The organism is Streptomyces sp. NPDC087845 (genome assembly GCF_044742755.1).
Lineage (GTDB): Bacteria > Actinomycetota > Actinomycetes > Streptomycetales > Streptomycetaceae > Streptomyces.
The window spans coordinates 207,646-222,983 of sequence record NZ_JBIUVC010000002.1 but is presented as its reverse complement, the minus strand read 5'-3'; the positions used below and the strand labels follow the sequence as shown (position 1 = coordinate 222,983).

The 15,338-nt window shown below is 67.5% G+C and carries 15 protein-coding genes and 1 tRNA gene; 8 read left to right on the top strand and 8 right to left on the bottom strand.

The genetic code is table 11. The annotated features are described in order from the left end of the window. Window positions 1–211: 211 nt before the first annotated feature. The 4 genes from ACIOMQ_RS06555 to ACIOMQ_RS06540 all read right to left on the bottom strand — a co-directional run bounded on the left by ACIOMQ_RS06555 (window position 212) and on the right by ACIOMQ_RS06540 (window position 3,105). Window positions 212–1,294, bottom strand: a complete 1,083-nt coding sequence (locus ACIOMQ_RS06555) for a hypothetical protein (protein WP_402188114.1) — start codon at window positions 1,292–1,294, stop codon at window positions 212–214. Between the two features lie 373 nt (window positions 1,295–1,667). Next, window positions 1,668–1,940, bottom strand: coding sequence for a hypothetical protein (locus ACIOMQ_RS06550; RefSeq protein WP_362193029.1), 273 nt, complete (start codon window positions 1,938–1,940; stop codon window positions 1,668–1,670). Window positions 1,941–2,033: 93 nt separating this feature from the next. Continuing rightward, entirely contained in the window at window positions 2,034–2,294 is a 261-nt protein-coding gene (locus tag ACIOMQ_RS06545) for a hypothetical protein (protein ID WP_362193724.1), read from the bottom strand. A gap of 250 nt (window positions 2,295–2,544) precedes the next feature. Next, entirely contained in the window at window positions 2,545–3,105 is a 561-nt protein-coding gene (locus tag ACIOMQ_RS06540) for a DUF5994 family protein (protein ID WP_362193032.1), read from the bottom strand. 297 nt (window positions 3,106–3,402) lie between these two features. Between ACIOMQ_RS06540 and ACIOMQ_RS06535 the strand changes: the two genes are divergently transcribed. From ACIOMQ_RS06535 to ACIOMQ_RS06510, 6 genes are all read left to right on the top strand, one after another. Then, window positions 3,403–3,531: a hypothetical protein gene (locus tag ACIOMQ_RS06535; RefSeq protein ID WP_402188112.1), complete on the top strand. Its 129-nt coding sequence runs from the start codon at window positions 3,403–3,405 to the stop codon at window positions 3,529–3,531. A 478-nt stretch (window positions 3,532–4,009) separates the two neighbouring features. Then, window positions 4,010–5,920, top strand: coding sequence for an APC family permease (locus tag ACIOMQ_RS06530; RefSeq protein ID WP_401755183.1), 1,911 nt, complete (start codon window positions 4,010–4,012; stop codon window positions 5,918–5,920). A gap of 102 nt (window positions 5,921–6,022) precedes the next feature. After that, window positions 6,023–6,244 (top strand): hypothetical protein, encoded by a 222-nt coding sequence (locus ACIOMQ_RS06525; protein ID WP_401754812.1) that lies wholly within the window; start codon window positions 6,023–6,025, stop codon window positions 6,242–6,244. Between the two features lie 240 nt (window positions 6,245–6,484). Then, window positions 6,485–7,018 carry a hypothetical protein gene (locus ACIOMQ_RS06520; protein WP_402188110.1) on the top strand — a complete coding sequence of 178 codons (534 nt, stop codon included), beginning with the start codon at window positions 6,485–6,487 and terminating at the stop codon, window positions 7,016–7,018. Between the two features lie 351 nt (window positions 7,019–7,369). Then, a complete protein-coding gene (locus ACIOMQ_RS06515) occupies window positions 7,370–7,969 on the top strand; it encodes a hypothetical protein (RefSeq protein ID WP_402188108.1) in 600 nt (199 codons plus the stop codon). A gap of 308 nt (window positions 7,970–8,277) precedes the next feature. Continuing rightward, complete coding sequence (locus tag ACIOMQ_RS06510) at window positions 8,278–9,060, top strand: polysaccharide deacetylase family protein (protein WP_362193044.1); 783 nt, start codon at window positions 8,278–8,280, stop codon at window positions 9,058–9,060. A gap of 537 nt (window positions 9,061–9,597) precedes the next feature. Here ACIOMQ_RS06510 and ACIOMQ_RS06505 read toward each other — a convergent pair. Then, window positions 9,598–9,671: transfer RNA gene (locus ACIOMQ_RS06505), tRNA-Gly, on the bottom strand. A gap of 466 nt (window positions 9,672–10,137) precedes the next feature. On the opposite strand from ACIOMQ_RS06505, the gene dcd reads away from it, so the two are divergent. Both dcd and ACIOMQ_RS06495 read left to right on the top strand, forming a co-directional pair. Beyond that, window positions 10,138–10,713, top strand: a complete 576-nt coding sequence (gene dcd, locus ACIOMQ_RS06500; RefSeq protein WP_072487843.1) for a dCTP deaminase — start codon at window positions 10,138–10,140, stop codon at window positions 10,711–10,713. Window positions 10,714–10,719: 6 nt separating this feature from the next. Then, entirely contained in the window at window positions 10,720–11,220 is a 501-nt protein-coding gene (locus ACIOMQ_RS06495; protein ID WP_362193071.1) for a phosphoribosyltransferase, read from the top strand. 80 nt (window positions 11,221–11,300) lie between these two features. Here ACIOMQ_RS06495 and ACIOMQ_RS06490 read toward each other — a convergent pair whose 3' ends face one another. From ACIOMQ_RS06490 to ACIOMQ_RS06480, 3 genes are all read right to left on the bottom strand, one after another. Continuing rightward, complete coding sequence (locus ACIOMQ_RS06490; RefSeq protein WP_401939053.1) at window positions 11,301–11,756, bottom strand: hypothetical protein; 456 nt, start codon at window positions 11,754–11,756, stop codon at window positions 11,301–11,303. A gap of 97 nt (window positions 11,757–11,853) precedes the next feature. After that, a complete protein-coding gene (locus ACIOMQ_RS06485) occupies window positions 11,854–12,819 on the bottom strand; it encodes a Yip1 family protein (RefSeq protein WP_362193080.1) in 966 nt (321 codons plus the stop codon). Window positions 12,820–13,055: 236 nt separating this feature from the next. Continuing rightward, a complete protein-coding gene (locus ACIOMQ_RS06480; RefSeq protein ID WP_362193083.1) occupies window positions 13,056–15,323 on the bottom strand; it encodes a (Fe-S)-binding protein in 2,268 nt (755 codons plus the stop codon). Window positions 15,324–15,338: the final 15 nt, after the last annotated feature.

Below are 15,338 nucleotides of genomic sequence, written 5' to 3'. Positions count from 1 at the left end.
GCCGGCCACCGCGATCCGACGGGGCGAGCGGCGTGGGACCCGCCCTCGGCGAACCGGACACGGTGCTGGTCCGGGCGGGCGTCGAGGGCGGTCCGGACGGCCGTGCCGGGCGGGGTTTCACTCCCCCGCCCGGCGTGCGCGGCCATCCGCCGGAGGAGGCGTGGACGTGCCCCGCGAGCAAGTCCTGAGCATCGCTCGCGGGCAGCACGCCTCACGGCTTTGCCGGCAGCTGCAACCCCGTACAGTTCCCGCGCCGCACCTGGTCCTTCGCGAACGCGGCCACGTACTCGCGCAACAGCACACGCCGCTCGGCCGCCGTCGAAGGCCCGGACTCCTCTTCTGCATCCCGGTAGAGGGATGTGTAGCCCCAGTGCGCGGCGAAGCCGGCATTCTCGCCGCCGCACTTGGCGACGGCCCACGCCCTGTCCTCGGTCAGCGCGGGCTTCCAGACGGCGCCTTCGCCCATCGGCAGCGGGGCAGGGCCCGAGCCCATCTCGCGCATGTTCCTGCCCCAGTCACCCCGCCAACTGGTCAGTTCGACGAGCGGATTGCCCGGTCTCCTGCTGCTCCCGTCCGCGTCCTCCCCGGCCGGCTTCGGCGCGTGCAGCGTGCACCGTCCGACGACCCCGCCGTCGGCGACGGCGATGCGGACCTCCCCGTCGCGTCCTTCCGCCGGGACGCGGGTGGTGGCGAGAACGTTGCAGGCGGTGCCCTTCGCTTCCGCGCGGGGTACATACCTGCCCGTGTCCGGAACCGCCCCGTCCTCAGGCGCGGGCAGCGGCTGGCCACCGCAGCCGAGCTTCCCGGTCACCTCGTTCGTCATCCGCACCGCGAGCCGCAGCATGGCTGCCTTCTCCTCGCGGCTCTTGGCGAAGTACGTCCAGGTGCCCACCAGCAGTCTGCGGTGTTCCCGAGCAGGCCCCGTGCCGCCGCGCGGGCACTCGGGCATGAGGTAGACGCGGCTGTTCTCGGCCTCGAAACCGGGCAGCCCGCCCGGCAGTACGGCGTGCGGCGCATAGGAACTGCCGATGGACCGCATCTCATCGGCCCGGTCCGCCCCGCCGAGATAAGCGTCCACGGCGACCACGACTTTGCCCTCGTCGTTCTTCAGCACGCAGCGGTACTGGCCGAGGTCCTTGTCGAAGGACTCCCGCTCCGTCCCGAGCCGCTCGCCCGTCCGTACCGTGTCCAGATCGCCGCGGGGCAGCCTGCCCCCGCACGCCTCACGCGCCAGCCACCAGTCCTTCACCGGCGCCCGGACCGAGAATCCGGCGATGACCAGGACGACCAGCACACAGCCCGAACCCCACAGCCACCTACGGTGTCGCCACGCCCAGTTTCCCACCGGTTCCCCCTCGCTCACTCGTACGCAACTTCCGCACCAGTGTGCCCAGTCCTCCCCAATCACCCATCGTCCGGGCCCGAATCGGCCGGGCCCTCTCTCAAGCGCGGGTGACGAGAATCGAAGAGCGACAAGTGTGGGTGGACGCGGTGCAGGGCACACCCCGTCCCCTACGGCCCCCGGAAACTCTGTGCCATCGGCGGTACGGACAACGGCGAATACCTCTTCCCGTTTTTCATGCTATTCCCAAGGGACATTTAACGCACAAGTGGGCGTTCCGCGTCGATGGGGTGCCTCGGCCCCCGGGGCCGTCTTTTGCGTGGTGTCAGCTCTGTTCCTCTTCTTCGGCCTCCATGAGCCGGATTCCCTGGTGCGTCAGTGTGACCATCACGGGTGTGTTTCCTTGTGCCCAGTCGACGGTGACGAGCCCTTCGCCCACCAGATATGCGCAGGCTGCTGCCAGGTCCTGCTCAGGGATTTGAAGACCGTCACGCAGCTTTGCCCCGGTAACGCCAAGGAAGCGGTTCCCTTCCGTGGTTTCGTACAGGGCCTTTATGATCGCGTCGCGGTAGTGCTTCCGCTCTTGCAGTGTTGCCATGATCGCCGCCCACTCGTGCCGGGTACCGAAGCGGAGCCTGTGGGACAGGCGCGGCAGGTTTGCCTGCCCCGCCGCCCGTTGCGGGCCCTCGCTTCAGATTTCGTCCGTCTGTGTGCGGGCGTCCCGGGAGGTTTGACTGGTCACCAGCCAGGGCCGTGCCGGCTGTGGCGTGTGAGTGGTGTCGACGGTGAGGTGGAGGCGGGTTCCGCCCGCGTCGTCGACGGGGTAGCTGCGCTGTTCGGTGGCGCCGAAGCAATGACGGAGAGCTTCTGCGACCTGTCGGGCGACTTCGGGGGACTCGGCGACGATGCGCACGTCGGCGTTGCCGGCCGAGGGGAGTTCTGGTGATTTCACGGTGACCTCGCTCATCAGGGACGACAGGGATGACGTGTCGGTGGGTGTGATGCCGTCGCGCCACACCCACCGCCCCCGGTCAGAGAGAAGGTCGGTGTCCTCCATGGCCCCCCGGCGTGGTGCTCGCGGTGGGGGGCTACGGGCGGTTCAGAGGGCTCGGTCTGCTGCGTGGGGAGCCGATGGGTCAGGAACCTTTCCGCGATGACCAAGTCGGTGATCACGGTCACGGTGGTGATCGTCTCCACGCCCCTCACTTCCCTCGGGCTGAGGTCAGGAGCCCGGTGGGGTTCCCTGCCGCCGAGGCGGCTCCGCCTTCGGTCTCCCACCCTTCTTCCTGCCGCAGCGTTTCCCGTGCGTCACGGGTGGCGTCCTCGCTCGCCATGAGAGCGCTGGCGGTCAGGAGGCCGCCGGGAGTGGCTGCGGCGGACATCAGCCGGGCGGCGGCGGCAGCGTCGGTCTCCGGCGGGATCACCAGCAGGTCCCAGCGTCCCGCGGTGTAGGAGAAGAGGAGAAGTTTGTTCGGGTCCTGCTCTTCGGCGAACCAGCCCACGTGCACCGTGTGCCCGGTCACCGGCACCCTTCGTGGCACCACGGGCCAGTAGGTCGGGTTCACCGTGACATGAGTGATCCGGTCCCAGCGCGCGTCCAGCGCGTCCGTCAGAGCGGGGAGTTCGCGGGAAAGATCGCGGGAGCGAGGCCACCAGGCGCCGTCCAGGAGACCCGGAGGCGATCCTGCCGGAGTGAAGGAAAGGCGGGCCTGCGACGAAGGTACGCGCTCACTGACGATCGTGCGGTCGATGGTCGCGGTCATGACGCGGACCTGTCCCCGGGGCTCGTCTTCGACGTCCCGGTGTTGTTGCTCGCCGAGAACGACACCGGCGTGAGAGCCGGTGTGCGAAGTACTCCCGGTCTCTTCACTTTACTCCGGCCGACGGTCCGTAAGGGGCGCGTGACCAGGAACCTTCCTGGCGAACCCGGGTCCGGCTCCGCCGCCGCGCGGCGCGCCCGCCCCCTCCCCGGCACGCGGAGTGCGGTGAAGTGACGAGGTGACCTCGCCGGGCGGACGCACGGCCCCGGAAGGCGGCCGAACACGCATGGCCGCGCCGCGATGGGGAGAGCCGTCCGGGCCGGCAACGTCCCGCAGGCCGAGCAGATCCTCATCGGTACCGGCACCCGCCGCGCACACCCGGTTCCCGCGGAGGAACCGCAGACGGGCCGCAAACGCGGTGAGCGGTGAGGAAGCCGTCGAGGCTTCGGCGCTCCTTCGGTGAGGGGGATCCAGGTTGCCGCGAAGGTGCAGCTTGGACAGGCACCCATAGGAGACACTGCGTTACGTGACGCATGCGCAGAGTGATGGTGGTGGTGCGGGTCGGTGTGGCGCGCTGAGCACGTCGGCCGTCCTGCCGGGGCTCGACAAGGAGCAGCTGCGGCTGCTGCGTCGGGTGGGGCGAGAGTGGGGGCGGGTGTCGGCTCCCGAGGCGTGGCACCGGGCACTGCCCGTGGATTCCGATCTGGGCAGATTTCCGTCCCCTGCGGAGATCCAGCCTGTCGGTTGGGATCGTCTGGTCAGCGTCTCGCCGCTCGGCGGACAACCGTTCGCCCCCGACGAGGCCGCGGGAGAGCGGCCCCCTGGCCGACTGGGCCGCTTGGGTTACCACGTGCGGCGCGTCGTCCTCGGGGCCGCTCTGAAAAGCACGGCGATCGCGCAGGAGCGGATGCGCAAGCTGGTGGCGTTGCCCGTCCTGTCCGCCGACGCCCTTTCCTCGGTCGCCTACGGGCCCGAGGCCATGCTCGCCGTCCTCGTGCTCGGCGGCGCCGCGGGACTCGCCTACACCGTGCCGATCGCCGCAACGATCGCCTTCCTGATGCTGGCGGTGGGGGTGTCGTACCGCCAGACGATCCGCGCGTATCCGCACGGCGGTGGCTCGTACATCGTCGCCAGCGACAATCTGGGCCGTGTTCCCGGGCTGATCGCCGCCGCCGGCCTGATGACCGATTACATCCTCACGGTCGCCGTGTCGATCGCCTCCGGGGTCGCGGCGATCGCCTCGGCGGTTCCCTCACTCGCCACCGATGCCGTCCCGATCGGCGTCGGCGTGATCGCCCTGCTGCTCGCCGGGAACCTGCGGGGCATCCGGCAGGCCGGCGCACTGTTCGCCGCGCCGACCTACGCCTTCATCATCGCGGTGTTCGCGCTCGTCGCCGTGGGCCTCGTCGACGCCGCAGGCCGTGGTTTCCACCCCACTGCGACTCCGCACCTGAATGCCACGGAGAGCGTCGGCGTACTGCTGGTGATGCGCGCCTTCGCCTCCGGGTCCACGGCGATGACCGGTATCGAGGCCATCTCCAACGCGGTGCCGGCATTCAAGCCCGTGGAGTGGCGCAACGCCCGCACCACGCTGACCTGGATGGTCGGTCTGCTCATCGTGCTGTTCGCCGGCACGGTCGCCATGGTCCGACTCGACGGTGTCGTGCCCAGCACCCAGGAGACGGTCCTCTCCCAGCTCGCCCACCGCAGCTTCGGCTCCGGACCGCTGTACATCCTCACGCAGGCCGCCACGGCCGCGGTCCTGCTGCTCGCGGCGAACACCGCTTACAACGACTTCCCCCGCGTGCTGTTCCTGCTCGCCCGTGACCGACACGCCCCGCAGATCTTTCTGCGCCTGGGCGACCGCCTCGCCTTCAGCAACGGAATCATTCTGCTGTCGATCGCGGCGGCGCTGGTCTACGTGGCCTTCAGCGGCATGACGGCATCCCTGATCCCGCTGTACGCCGTCGGTGTCTTCCTGGCCTTCGCACTGTCCCAGGCCGGAATGGTGGTCCACTGGTGGCGCCTGCGTGACCGCCACTGGCGCAAGAGCCTGTTCTTCAATGCCACTGGTGCCCTGCTGTCGGCCGTCGTCTTCCTCACCGCCGGCATCACCAAGTTCACCGAGGGCGCATGGGTGGCCGTGCTCGCCGTCGGGCTGTTTCTCGTGGTGACGATGCGCATCCGGCGCCACTACGAGTCTGTCGGCAAGGCGCTTCGTCTGCACCCGCACGCCATTGAGTTGCCCACCCCCACCATCCCCGCACACCCCAGCCGCGGCGCGGCACAGTCCCCGGCGACAACGTCGCAGCTGCCCGAGGCTCTCCCCGACGCCCGGACGGAAGAAGAGGCTCTCCCCGACTCCCGGACGGAAGAAGACGCCCGGACGGAAGAAGAGGACGAGGAGACACCCGAGGAGATCCGCCACCTGTCGGTCGTCCCCATCGCGACCATGGACTTGGCCGGCATGCGCGCACTGGCCTACGCCGCCTCGCTCCACCAGCCCGTACTCGCACTTCACGTCAGCCCCGAAGAGGACGAGGCCGAACGCTTCCGCGAGTACTGGACCCTGTGGGGCGACCACCTCCCGCTGGAAGTAGTGGTCTCCCCCTATCGCGCGATCGTCGCACCACTGGTCCACTACATCGAAGCCCTGCACGCAAAGCGCCCGGACCTCACCTTGACGGTCATCCTGCCGGAGATCGTCACGATGCGCTGGCGGTACCGCCTGCTGCACAGCAGGATCGCCCCACGGCTGCGACACGCACTGCGCCCGCTGCCGAAGATCGTCATCACCACCGTCCCTTTCCACGTGTAGCCACCTCCCCGTGGCCGCGCTTGTGACTTTGCGGCATGCCGATCACCACATCGCCCACCTCGGCCTGAATCCCCGACTGCCGCTTGACCAATGTTTCTCGGGGTGTTCGATCAGGCCACGGAGTGGGTGATCGTCGTCGGCCCCTCCGCGTCGTTCATCACTGGGCAATCCGTACACGTCGACGGCGGCCGGCTGCTGCACTGGGACCGCCGACAACCAAGGAGAGAGCACCACATGATCGAGCGAGTCCGCGCTGTCCCCGTCACCCCGGACGACACGATGCTGGTCATCCGCCGCACCCGGCCCGGCATCCCTGTCTACTGAGCCCTGCCCGGAGGCGGCGTCGAGGCCACCGACGAGTCCCGGGAGACCGACCTCCACCGGGAGATCCACGAGGAGATCGCCGGCAAGGCCGACATCGTCCGCCTCCTGCACACGCTGGAGACCGACGACGAGCGACAGCTCTTCTACCTCGCCCGCATCAAGGCATGGTCCTTCGACGACCGAACCGGACCCGAGTTCAGCGCCGAAGGGCGGGGCGAATACGCCCTGGAGGAGATTCCGTTGACCGTGGCCGGGATCGGCAGCATCAACCTCAAGCCGGAGGAGATCGCGTACGTCCTGCGGGACGCCGTCGATGACGGAACGCTCATCGGCGAGGCGGCCCTCTGGCCGCCGCAGGGGGAGCGCCTTGCCGGGTTTCGAGGTCGGATGGTGATTCGGCCGGAATTCCTGCGGACCGGTCTTCAATGTCACCCGGACCGGTATGGGGAGAAAAGCCCGGACGGTCTGCTTTTCATGGGAGAGAAGGGGCTATTTCGCCGGTCCACCTTCGGACGGAGGTGGCAGAGGGCGCGCACCGAGGTCAGGATGCCGGATTTCCGGCTCTATGGCCTCCGCTACACCGTGCACACTTTTTCGGCCCGATCCGGGGCGACGCTCAAGGACACGGTGGCGCGCGCCGGACAGGCGACCGAGAAGGCTGCACTCATTCACCAGCATTCCGGCCTTGAGCGGCAGAAGGAGGTCGCCAGCGGGCTGGGCGGACGGTGCAGGCCGCCCGAGAGAGGGCGCGTGAGCAGCAGGAGAAAGGCCTGATCGGTGAGGTGACCGCCGTGGTTCGCTCGATCGGGTCGCCGGGTCGCCGGGTCGCCGGGTCGTCGGGTTGCCATTCGACCAAGACCGCCCGCATTTCATTTGGCGACCGACTCGGTTCCGAAAACCCTGCCGAAGCGGTGAGTCGCCTCTTGGGCCTCATCGTATTTCTCTACGGGGGTTGTGCTTCGCCGACGATTCGAGAGGATTTGCCTGTTGTGCTGTCGGAAGAAAATACTCGGAGGGTTGACTGTACTATCGTGAGCGCGAAGGTGCGCGTAAAGGAACCGGCTGTTCGCTTTCATGATATAGTCCTCATGGATTTACAGAACGCCGCGAAAAAAGGGGAATGGCGTGAATACCGAGAAGGTTACGGCTCGACGTCTTACGGCCGAAGAGGTTTCGGAATTGGGCCTCCAGGACGGCATCTTCGTCTCGGCGGAGATGGATGGCCTTCCTCTCGACTGCTACGCCCCGGCTTTCCTTGTGAAGCCGGGTAAGAATTTCGAGGGAGGGTCCTTCGCCGCGAGGACGATCTTCGGTGAGGAAATTCATGTTCTCCCGGACAATGCCGAAGAGTGCGGGATCTGGATTGCCGACAAGGCAGGGGAGGAAATCGAGGTTCTCAAGAGTGCCGGCGTCCTCCTGAACCTCGCCCTCTTCGTGCCCGACGGGAACAAGGAATCCCTGGATTCGCTCTACACCGCCGCACGGGACGCGTTCGGCGCGGGGATCGTTCAGCGCTGGAGCGAGGAAACCGTCGCGGTGCCGGACGTCAAGGTCGACCTGTACGAGGAGCCGGCCCGGGGGCGGAAGAACACGAACAACCAGAACCGCGATCGCCGTGCCCTGGACATCTACCCGACCCGAGTGCGGTTCCTGGAGCCCAGCGATGGCTGGAAGTTCGTTGTCGAACCGCACAAGGAGATCGTCGATGACACACCGACGATCTGACCTGATGGCAGGTTAGTGCCGGTCATTCGCGGGAGCCCGTCAGCTTGCTGACGGGCTCTTCTTCGTTTGTTGGGGCGTGGGGGCAGGCCGCCGGCCCGAGTGTCGCGGTGCGTGGGCGCCGGGGCCGTGTCCCCGGTGGGATGGTTCAGGATCGTGGGGACAGCCCTTCGTCTGTCGCGGAGCTCCTGCGTTTGTCGCCGACCCCCTTCGAATTCGTCAGCGATCGGTAACAGAGGGATCTTGCGCGGGCGTTCGTATGTCTTCATAGGGGCACGGCATCGGCGGAGACAGCAAAGGGGTGGGCGGACATGGCAAGGCACAAGGGAAGGGGATGGCACGGTCGGCTTCTCGCGGCGGCGCTCGGGGTGACAGTGATGGCCGCTGCCGCCTCGATGTGGACCGCGCAGGCCGACCCCACCGGAGGGCGGCAGCCGCAAGCGCGTGTCTCGGCGCCGGGCGCCCAGCCTCAGGACCGGACCGTGACCAAGGTGGCGGCGGACATCGCGCACGCCTCGGACCGCGGGCCCCGGGGCGTCAACATCACCATCGACGACGGACCGGACCCGGTCTGGACGCCTCAGATACTGCAACTGCTGAAGGACAGCGGTGTGAAGGCTACGTTCTGCATGGTGGGCACGCAGGCCCAGGCGCACCCGGACCTGGTCAAGGAGGTCGTGGCGGCCGGGCACCGGCTGTGCGACCACACGATCTCGCACGACACCGCCATGGACACCAAGTCCGAGGCATACCAGTCCCAGCAGATCCTGGATGCCGAACGCATGATCACCAAGGCGTCCGGAGGCGTCCGGCCGCAGTATTACCGGGCCCCGGGCGGCGCCTTCACCCCGTACAGCCGGCAGCTCGCCGCGTCCCGGGGAATGCGGCCGCTGGGCTGGAACGTCGACTCCAAGGACTTCGAGCGTCCCGGCGTGGACACCATGGTCGCCACCGTCAAGAGGGAGATCTCCAACGGGCCGACCATCCTCTTCCACGACGCGGGAGGGGATCGCTCCCAGACCTTGGCCGCCCTGCGCGAGGTGCTTCCCTGGCTGAAGCAGCAGGGGTACTCCTTCGGCTTCCCCGTGCGGTGAGTGAGGTTCGCCCGCACCGACATCGGAGCCGCCCTCCCCGGCACCGGCAGACAGACATGACGGGTTGGCCGTCGCAAGCTGCGACCGGTCTCAGGTGATCAGGAACGGCCGGACGGCCACGTTCTGCACACCGCAGGCCGACGGCAGGCAAGTCTCCACTCCGAGCGAGTGCAAAAGAAGCCATACGTGCTTTTGGCGGCGCGGCATGGGCTCAACGAGGCGTCACGTCTGACGCTAAGCATCAGCACGTTCTTCTCTTCGGGACCTCCGCTCTGACGCTGGCTGCTCGTACATGGCTGTGCGAACCGCTGTCCATGTCGAGTGGAGAGTTCCCGCTTGACCGCCCGAACGGTGACCCAGGTCACAAGGATTACGTCTCGTGATCCGAGATGCCCGGATCAGTCTTTCCTGGAGTGGGCCGCGAACGGCTCGCGAAACAGCGTCCCAATGGCGACTTAGGGCACGGGGAGGGCACGGAGCACCCTGGGCGGTCTAGACAACAAACAAGGCCCTGGTCTCTGACCAGGGCCTTAGTCGTGGAGCGGGTGACGAGAATCGAACTCGCGCTCTGAGCTTGGGAAGCTCATGTTCTACCATTAAACTACACCCGCAGAGCGCGCCATGTGATCGGCTGCGCATCGTTGCACACTCTACCCCATGCCAGGTCCCCGGCGTTCGAGCCGTGGGGCTTTTTTGTCGTGGGGGAGGGTGGATGCGGGTGTCGTGGGCGGGAGTTGGAGGCGTAGCGTAGGGGTCGGAGTGCCGCCTGGAGTGGCGTCCTGTTCATCCCCTAATGTGGCTTTCTCGTCCACGGTTTGTTGGGGAAGGGACTTGATGGACTCCATGGAGCGCACCGTCGTCCGCTGTGCCGAAGGGCACGTTTTCGCTACCGCTTCGTTCCCGATGCAGCAGCTCGGGGCCGGGCGGATCGGTCCCGGGCGGCTCATTCGCTGTCCTCGTTGTGCGCGGCTGCGGCATGCCGTGCCGGTGGTGTTCGAGCAGCGGTAGGAGCGGTGACAGGCGCGCGGGGCGGTCCCGGATTGGGGCGGGCCCGCGCGTTCTGCGTATCCTCGGGGCGTGCTTCTCTCAGATAAGGACATCCGGGCCGAGATCGACGCCGGACGTGTACGCATTGATCCGTTCGACGCGTCGATGGTGCAGCCCTCGAGCATCGATGTGCGGCTCGACCGCTACTTCCGGGTGTTCGAGAACCACCGCTATCCACATATTGATCCAGCCGTCGAGCAGGCCGATCTGACGCGGATGGTCGAGCCCGACGGGGACGAGGCGTTCATCCTGCATCCCGGCGAGTTCGTGCTCGCTTCGACGTACGAGGTCATTTCGCTGCCCGACGATCTCGCGTCGCGGCTGGAGGGAAAGAGTTCGCTCGGGCGGCTCGGTCTTGTGACGCATTCGACCGCGGGGTTCATCGACCCCGGTTTCTCCGGGCATGTGACCCTGGAGCTTTCGAATCTCGCGACGCTTCCGATAAAGCTGTGGCCGGGGATGAAGATCGGGCAGCTGTGCATGTTCCGGCTGAGTTCGCCTTCGGAGTTCCCGTACGGTTCCGAGCGGTACGGATCCCGGTACCAGGGACAGCGCGGGCCGACCGCGTCGCGGTCGTTCATGAATTTCCACCGGACCCAGGTGTGATGCCGGATGAGCGCTGATGTGCGGGAGAACCTGACGTACGAGGGTTTCGGTCATGCCGTGCGTGAGCTGGCACAGGCCGTGGCCGACGACGGGTTCGAGCCCGATGTCGTGCTGAGCATCGCGCGGGGCGGGGTGTTCGTCGCGGGCGGGCTCGCCTACGCCCTTGACTGCAAGAACATTCACCTCGTGAACGTGGAGTTCTACACCGGGGTGGGTACCACCCTGGAAATGCCGGTCATGCTGGCTCCCGTGCCGAATGCCATCGACTTCTCGGACAAGAAGGTCCTGATCGCCGACGACGTCGCCGATACCGGGAAGACGCTGAAGCTGGTGCGTGATTTCTGTATCGATCATGTCGCCGAGGTGCGCAGCGCGGTCATCTACGAGAAGTCGCATTCGCTCGTGAAGTGCGAATACGTGTGGAAGAAGACCGATCGCTGGATCAACTTCCCGTGGAGCGTGGAGAAGCCCGTCGTTCGGCGCACTGGGCAGGTCCTCGACGCGTAGCGCCGGGCGGCGCCGGCGGATGACGGGGCGCGGCCTGTGCGGTGCGGTCCGTGCCAGGCGGTTGGCGCGGTGCGGTGCGGTCAGGGGTAGATGACGCGGTACTGGAGTCCCGATATCGCCGTGTTGTAAATGTTCGGGGCCGGGCCGTTCTTCTCGGGCACGGAGACGCACACTTCGTACGAGGCGCCGTGGACCAGGTCCTGGCGGACCTCCCACTCCTGCCACTGCGGTTTGTCATGTGGCGTCGGCCAGGCCGCCATGGCGTGGAAGCCGATGCCGGTGGGCGAACCCTGTTCCGGGTAGACCACCGACCTGCCCGTGTTGTCCTTCAGCCAGAGATGGACGTCCACCGGTCCGGGGCCGGACGTGGTGCGCCATTCGGCGATCACGTAAAGGCGGTCGTCCTCGACACGGCCGCAGGCGCGGACCTCGACGCGAGGGACCTTCGTCGTGTTCCAGCGCCCGCAGTTCTCCTGTGCCGGATTGGGCGGCAGGCCGGGCCCCAGGACCACGACCGTGGCCAACGACCAGGTCACACCAGGACGAAAAGGGACAGCAGGAAGACGAAAGTGGAGGGGCTCCGACGCGATCGCGTCGGAGCCCCTCCACTTTCTTCCCGGACGACCGGATCCGTCAGATCGTGCCCAGCTTGATGATCGAGAGCAGGGCGATCAGCTGGATCGCGGATGCGCCCAGCGCCTTCGGCCACGGCAGGTCGTGCGACTTGCTCACCATCGAGGTGAAGAGCGCGGCTGAGGCCAGCCAGGTGATCCAGCCGAGGATCTGGACCAGGGAGTTCTCGCCGCCGAGGAAGAGCGCGAATATCAGGCGGGGGGCGTCCGTGATCGACATGATCAGCATGGAGAGGCCCACGGTCGGCTGCCAGGAGCCGTCGCCCCCGAGCTGGCGGGCGAGGGTGTGCGTGACCGCGCCCAGGACCAGGCCGCCGATGACGAAGCCGATGCCCGTGATGACGACGTAGGGGACCACCGTGGAGATCGTCGCGTGGATCGCGTCGTCCCGGGCCTGGTCGAAGCCGAAGAGGGCCAGCAGGCCGTACAGGAACGTGACGATGAGCGCCGGGCCCCAGACCGGGTAGTCGCGCATCTGCCAGAACGTCGGTCCCGGGCGCAGCACGATGCCGGTGAGCAGGTCCTTCCACGGCAGCCGCGGGCCGGCCGGCTGGGCGGGAGCCTGGCCGGCGCGGTAGGTGTTGCCGTCGCCGTACGGGTCCTCGCCGATGCTGAACGCCTGGGTGTGTCCCGGGGAGTTGGCGTACGGGTCGCCCTGCTGGGGGGATCCGTGGGGGTGGTGGGGCTGCTGGTACGGGTCGCCGAAGTACTCCGGTTCGCCGTGGTTGCCACCGCCCTGGCCGGCGGCGTTGTAGCCGTTGCCGCCGTAGCCGCCGCCGTTGCCGTAGCCGGCGTTCGGCCCGCCGTTGCTGTACGGGGGCGGGGCGCCGTTGCCTCCCGTCGGTGGCCATGGCTGCTGCCCGTACGGCGGTGGTGCCTGTGTGCCGTACGGCTGCTGCCGCGGTTGTTGCTGCGCCTGCTGCGGGGTGCGGTTGTCCCGGCCGCGTCCGATCCTGAATCCAGCCACGTCATCGAACGTACCTGGTCCGCTCGGGTGCGGTGAGAGGGCCTGGGAAACCTGCCCGCCATTGCGGCCGAGCTGTGACATCCCCTAGGGGAATCCCGGGGGTACCTCCGGGGGAATCCTGGGGGCCCCGGAGGGTTGGCCCGAGGGGCGGGGCACGGGACCTGTGCGGGAAAGCAGCAGCGGCCGGTCCTGCCCCCGAGGCAGGTCCGGCCGCTGCTGTCGCACGGCAGCCCGAGCTACTTCACCGGCTCCGGCTCCGGTGCGTCCGCCGACTCCGTCTCACCGGCCGGGTCGGCCGGGGTCTTCACGGAGTCCAGCAGCAGCTGCGACACGTCGACCACCTGGACCGACTCCTTCGCCTTGCCGTCGTTCTTCTTGCCGTTGACCGAGTCGGTCAGCATGACCAGGCAGAACGGGCAGGCGGTGGAGACGATGTCGGGGTTCAGCGACAGAGCCTCGTCGACGCGCTCGTTGTTGATGCGCTTGCCGATCCGCTCCTCCATCCACATCCGGGCACCACCGGCACCGCAGCAGAAGCCGCGCTCCTTGTGGCGGTGCATCTCCTCGTTCCTGAGGCCCGGGACCTTCGCGATGATCTCGCGCGGCGGGGTGTAGATCTTGTTGTGACGGCCCAGGTAGCACGGGTCGTGGTACGTGATCAGGCCCTCGACCGGCGTCACCGGGATCAGCCGGCCCTCGTCGATGAGGTGCTGGAGCAGCTGGGTGTGGTGGATGACCTCGTACTCGCCGCCGAGCTGCGGGTACTCGTTGGCGATGGTGTTGAAGCAGTGCGGGCAGGTCGCGACGATCTTCTTCGCGGCCTTCGCCTTCTTCGTCGAGTCGTCCTCGTCGTCCTCGCCGAACGCCATGTTCAGCATGGCCACGTTCTCCTGGCCGAGCTGCTGGAACAGCGGCTCGTTGCCCAGGCGGCGGGCCGAGTCACCCGTGCACTTCTCGTCGCCGCCCATGATCGCGAACTTGACGCCCGCGATGTGGAGGAGTTCCGCGAAGGCCTTGGTGGTCTTCTTGGCACGGTCTTCGAGCGCGCCCGCGCAGCCGACCCAGTACAGGTAGTCGACCTCGGACAGGTCCTCGACGTCCTTGCCGACGATCGGGACCTCGAAGTCGACCTCCTTGGTCCACTCGACGCGCTGCTTCTTGGCGAGCCCCCAGGGGTTGCCCTTCTTCTCCAGGTTCTTGAGCATCGTGCCCGCCTCGGACGGGAACGCGGACTCGATCATCACCTGGTAGCGGCGCATGTCGACGATGTGGTCGATGTGCTCGATGTCGACCGGGCACTGCTCCACGCACGCACCGCAGGTGGTGCAGGACCACAGCACGTCCGGGTCGATGACGCCGTTCTCCTCGACCGTGCCGATCAGCGGGCGCTCGGCCTCCGCGAGAGCCGCCGCCGGGACGTCCTTCAGCTGCTCCTCGGACGCCTTCTCGTTGCCCTCCATGTCCTTGCCGCCGCCGGCCAGCAGATAGGGGGCCTTGGCGTGCGCGTGGTCGCGCAGGGACATGATCAGGAGCTTCGGGGAGAGCGGCTTGCCCGTGTTCCAGGCCGGGCACTGCGACTGGCAGCGACCGCACTCCGTGCACGTGGAGAAGTCGAGGATGCCCTTCCAGGAGAACTGCTCGACCTGGGAGACCCCGAAGACGTCGTCCTCGCCCGGGTCCTCGAAGTCGATCTCCTTGCCGCCGGACGTCATGGGCTGGAGCGCACCGAGCGCCGACTCCCCGTCCGCGTTCCGCTTGAACCAGATGTTCGGGAAGCCGAGGAAGCGGTGCCAGGCGACACCCATGTTGGTGTTGAGCGAGACCGTGATCATCCAGATCAGCGAGGTGCCGATCTTGATCATCGCGGTGAAGTAGATGAGGTTCTGCAGCGTGCCGAGCGCGAGGCCCTTGAAGGCGAGGACCAGGGGGTACGAGATGAAGTACGACGCCTCGTAGCCCTCCACGTGGTGGATCGCGCCCTCCAGGCCGCGCAGGGTCAGGATCGCCAGGCCGATGACGAGGATGACGTACTCGACGAAGTACGCCTGCCAGGCCTTGGAGCCCGCGAAGCGGGACTTGCGGCCGGCCCGCGAGGGCAGGTTCAGCAGCCGGATGGCGATCAGCACGAGGATGCCGACCGTCGTCATCAGACCGATGAACTCGGTGTACATCTCGAACGGCGGCCAGTCGCCGATGATCGGCAGGACCCAGTCGGCCTTGAAGAGCTGTCCGTACGCCTGGAGCAGCGTCGGCGGCAGCGTCAGGAAGCCGATGGCGACGAACCAGTGCGCGAAGCCGACGATCCCCCACCGGTTCATCCGGGTGTGGCCGAGGAATTCCTTGACCAGGGTGATCGTGCGCTGCTTCGGGTTGTCGGTGCGGCTGCCCGCCGGGACCGGCTGTCCGAGCGTGACGAACCGGTAGATCTGCGCGACGGCTCGGGCGATGAGCGCAACGCCGACGACAGTCAGCACCAGCGACACGATGATCGCGGCGAGTTGCATGTGGGGGCTCCTCGG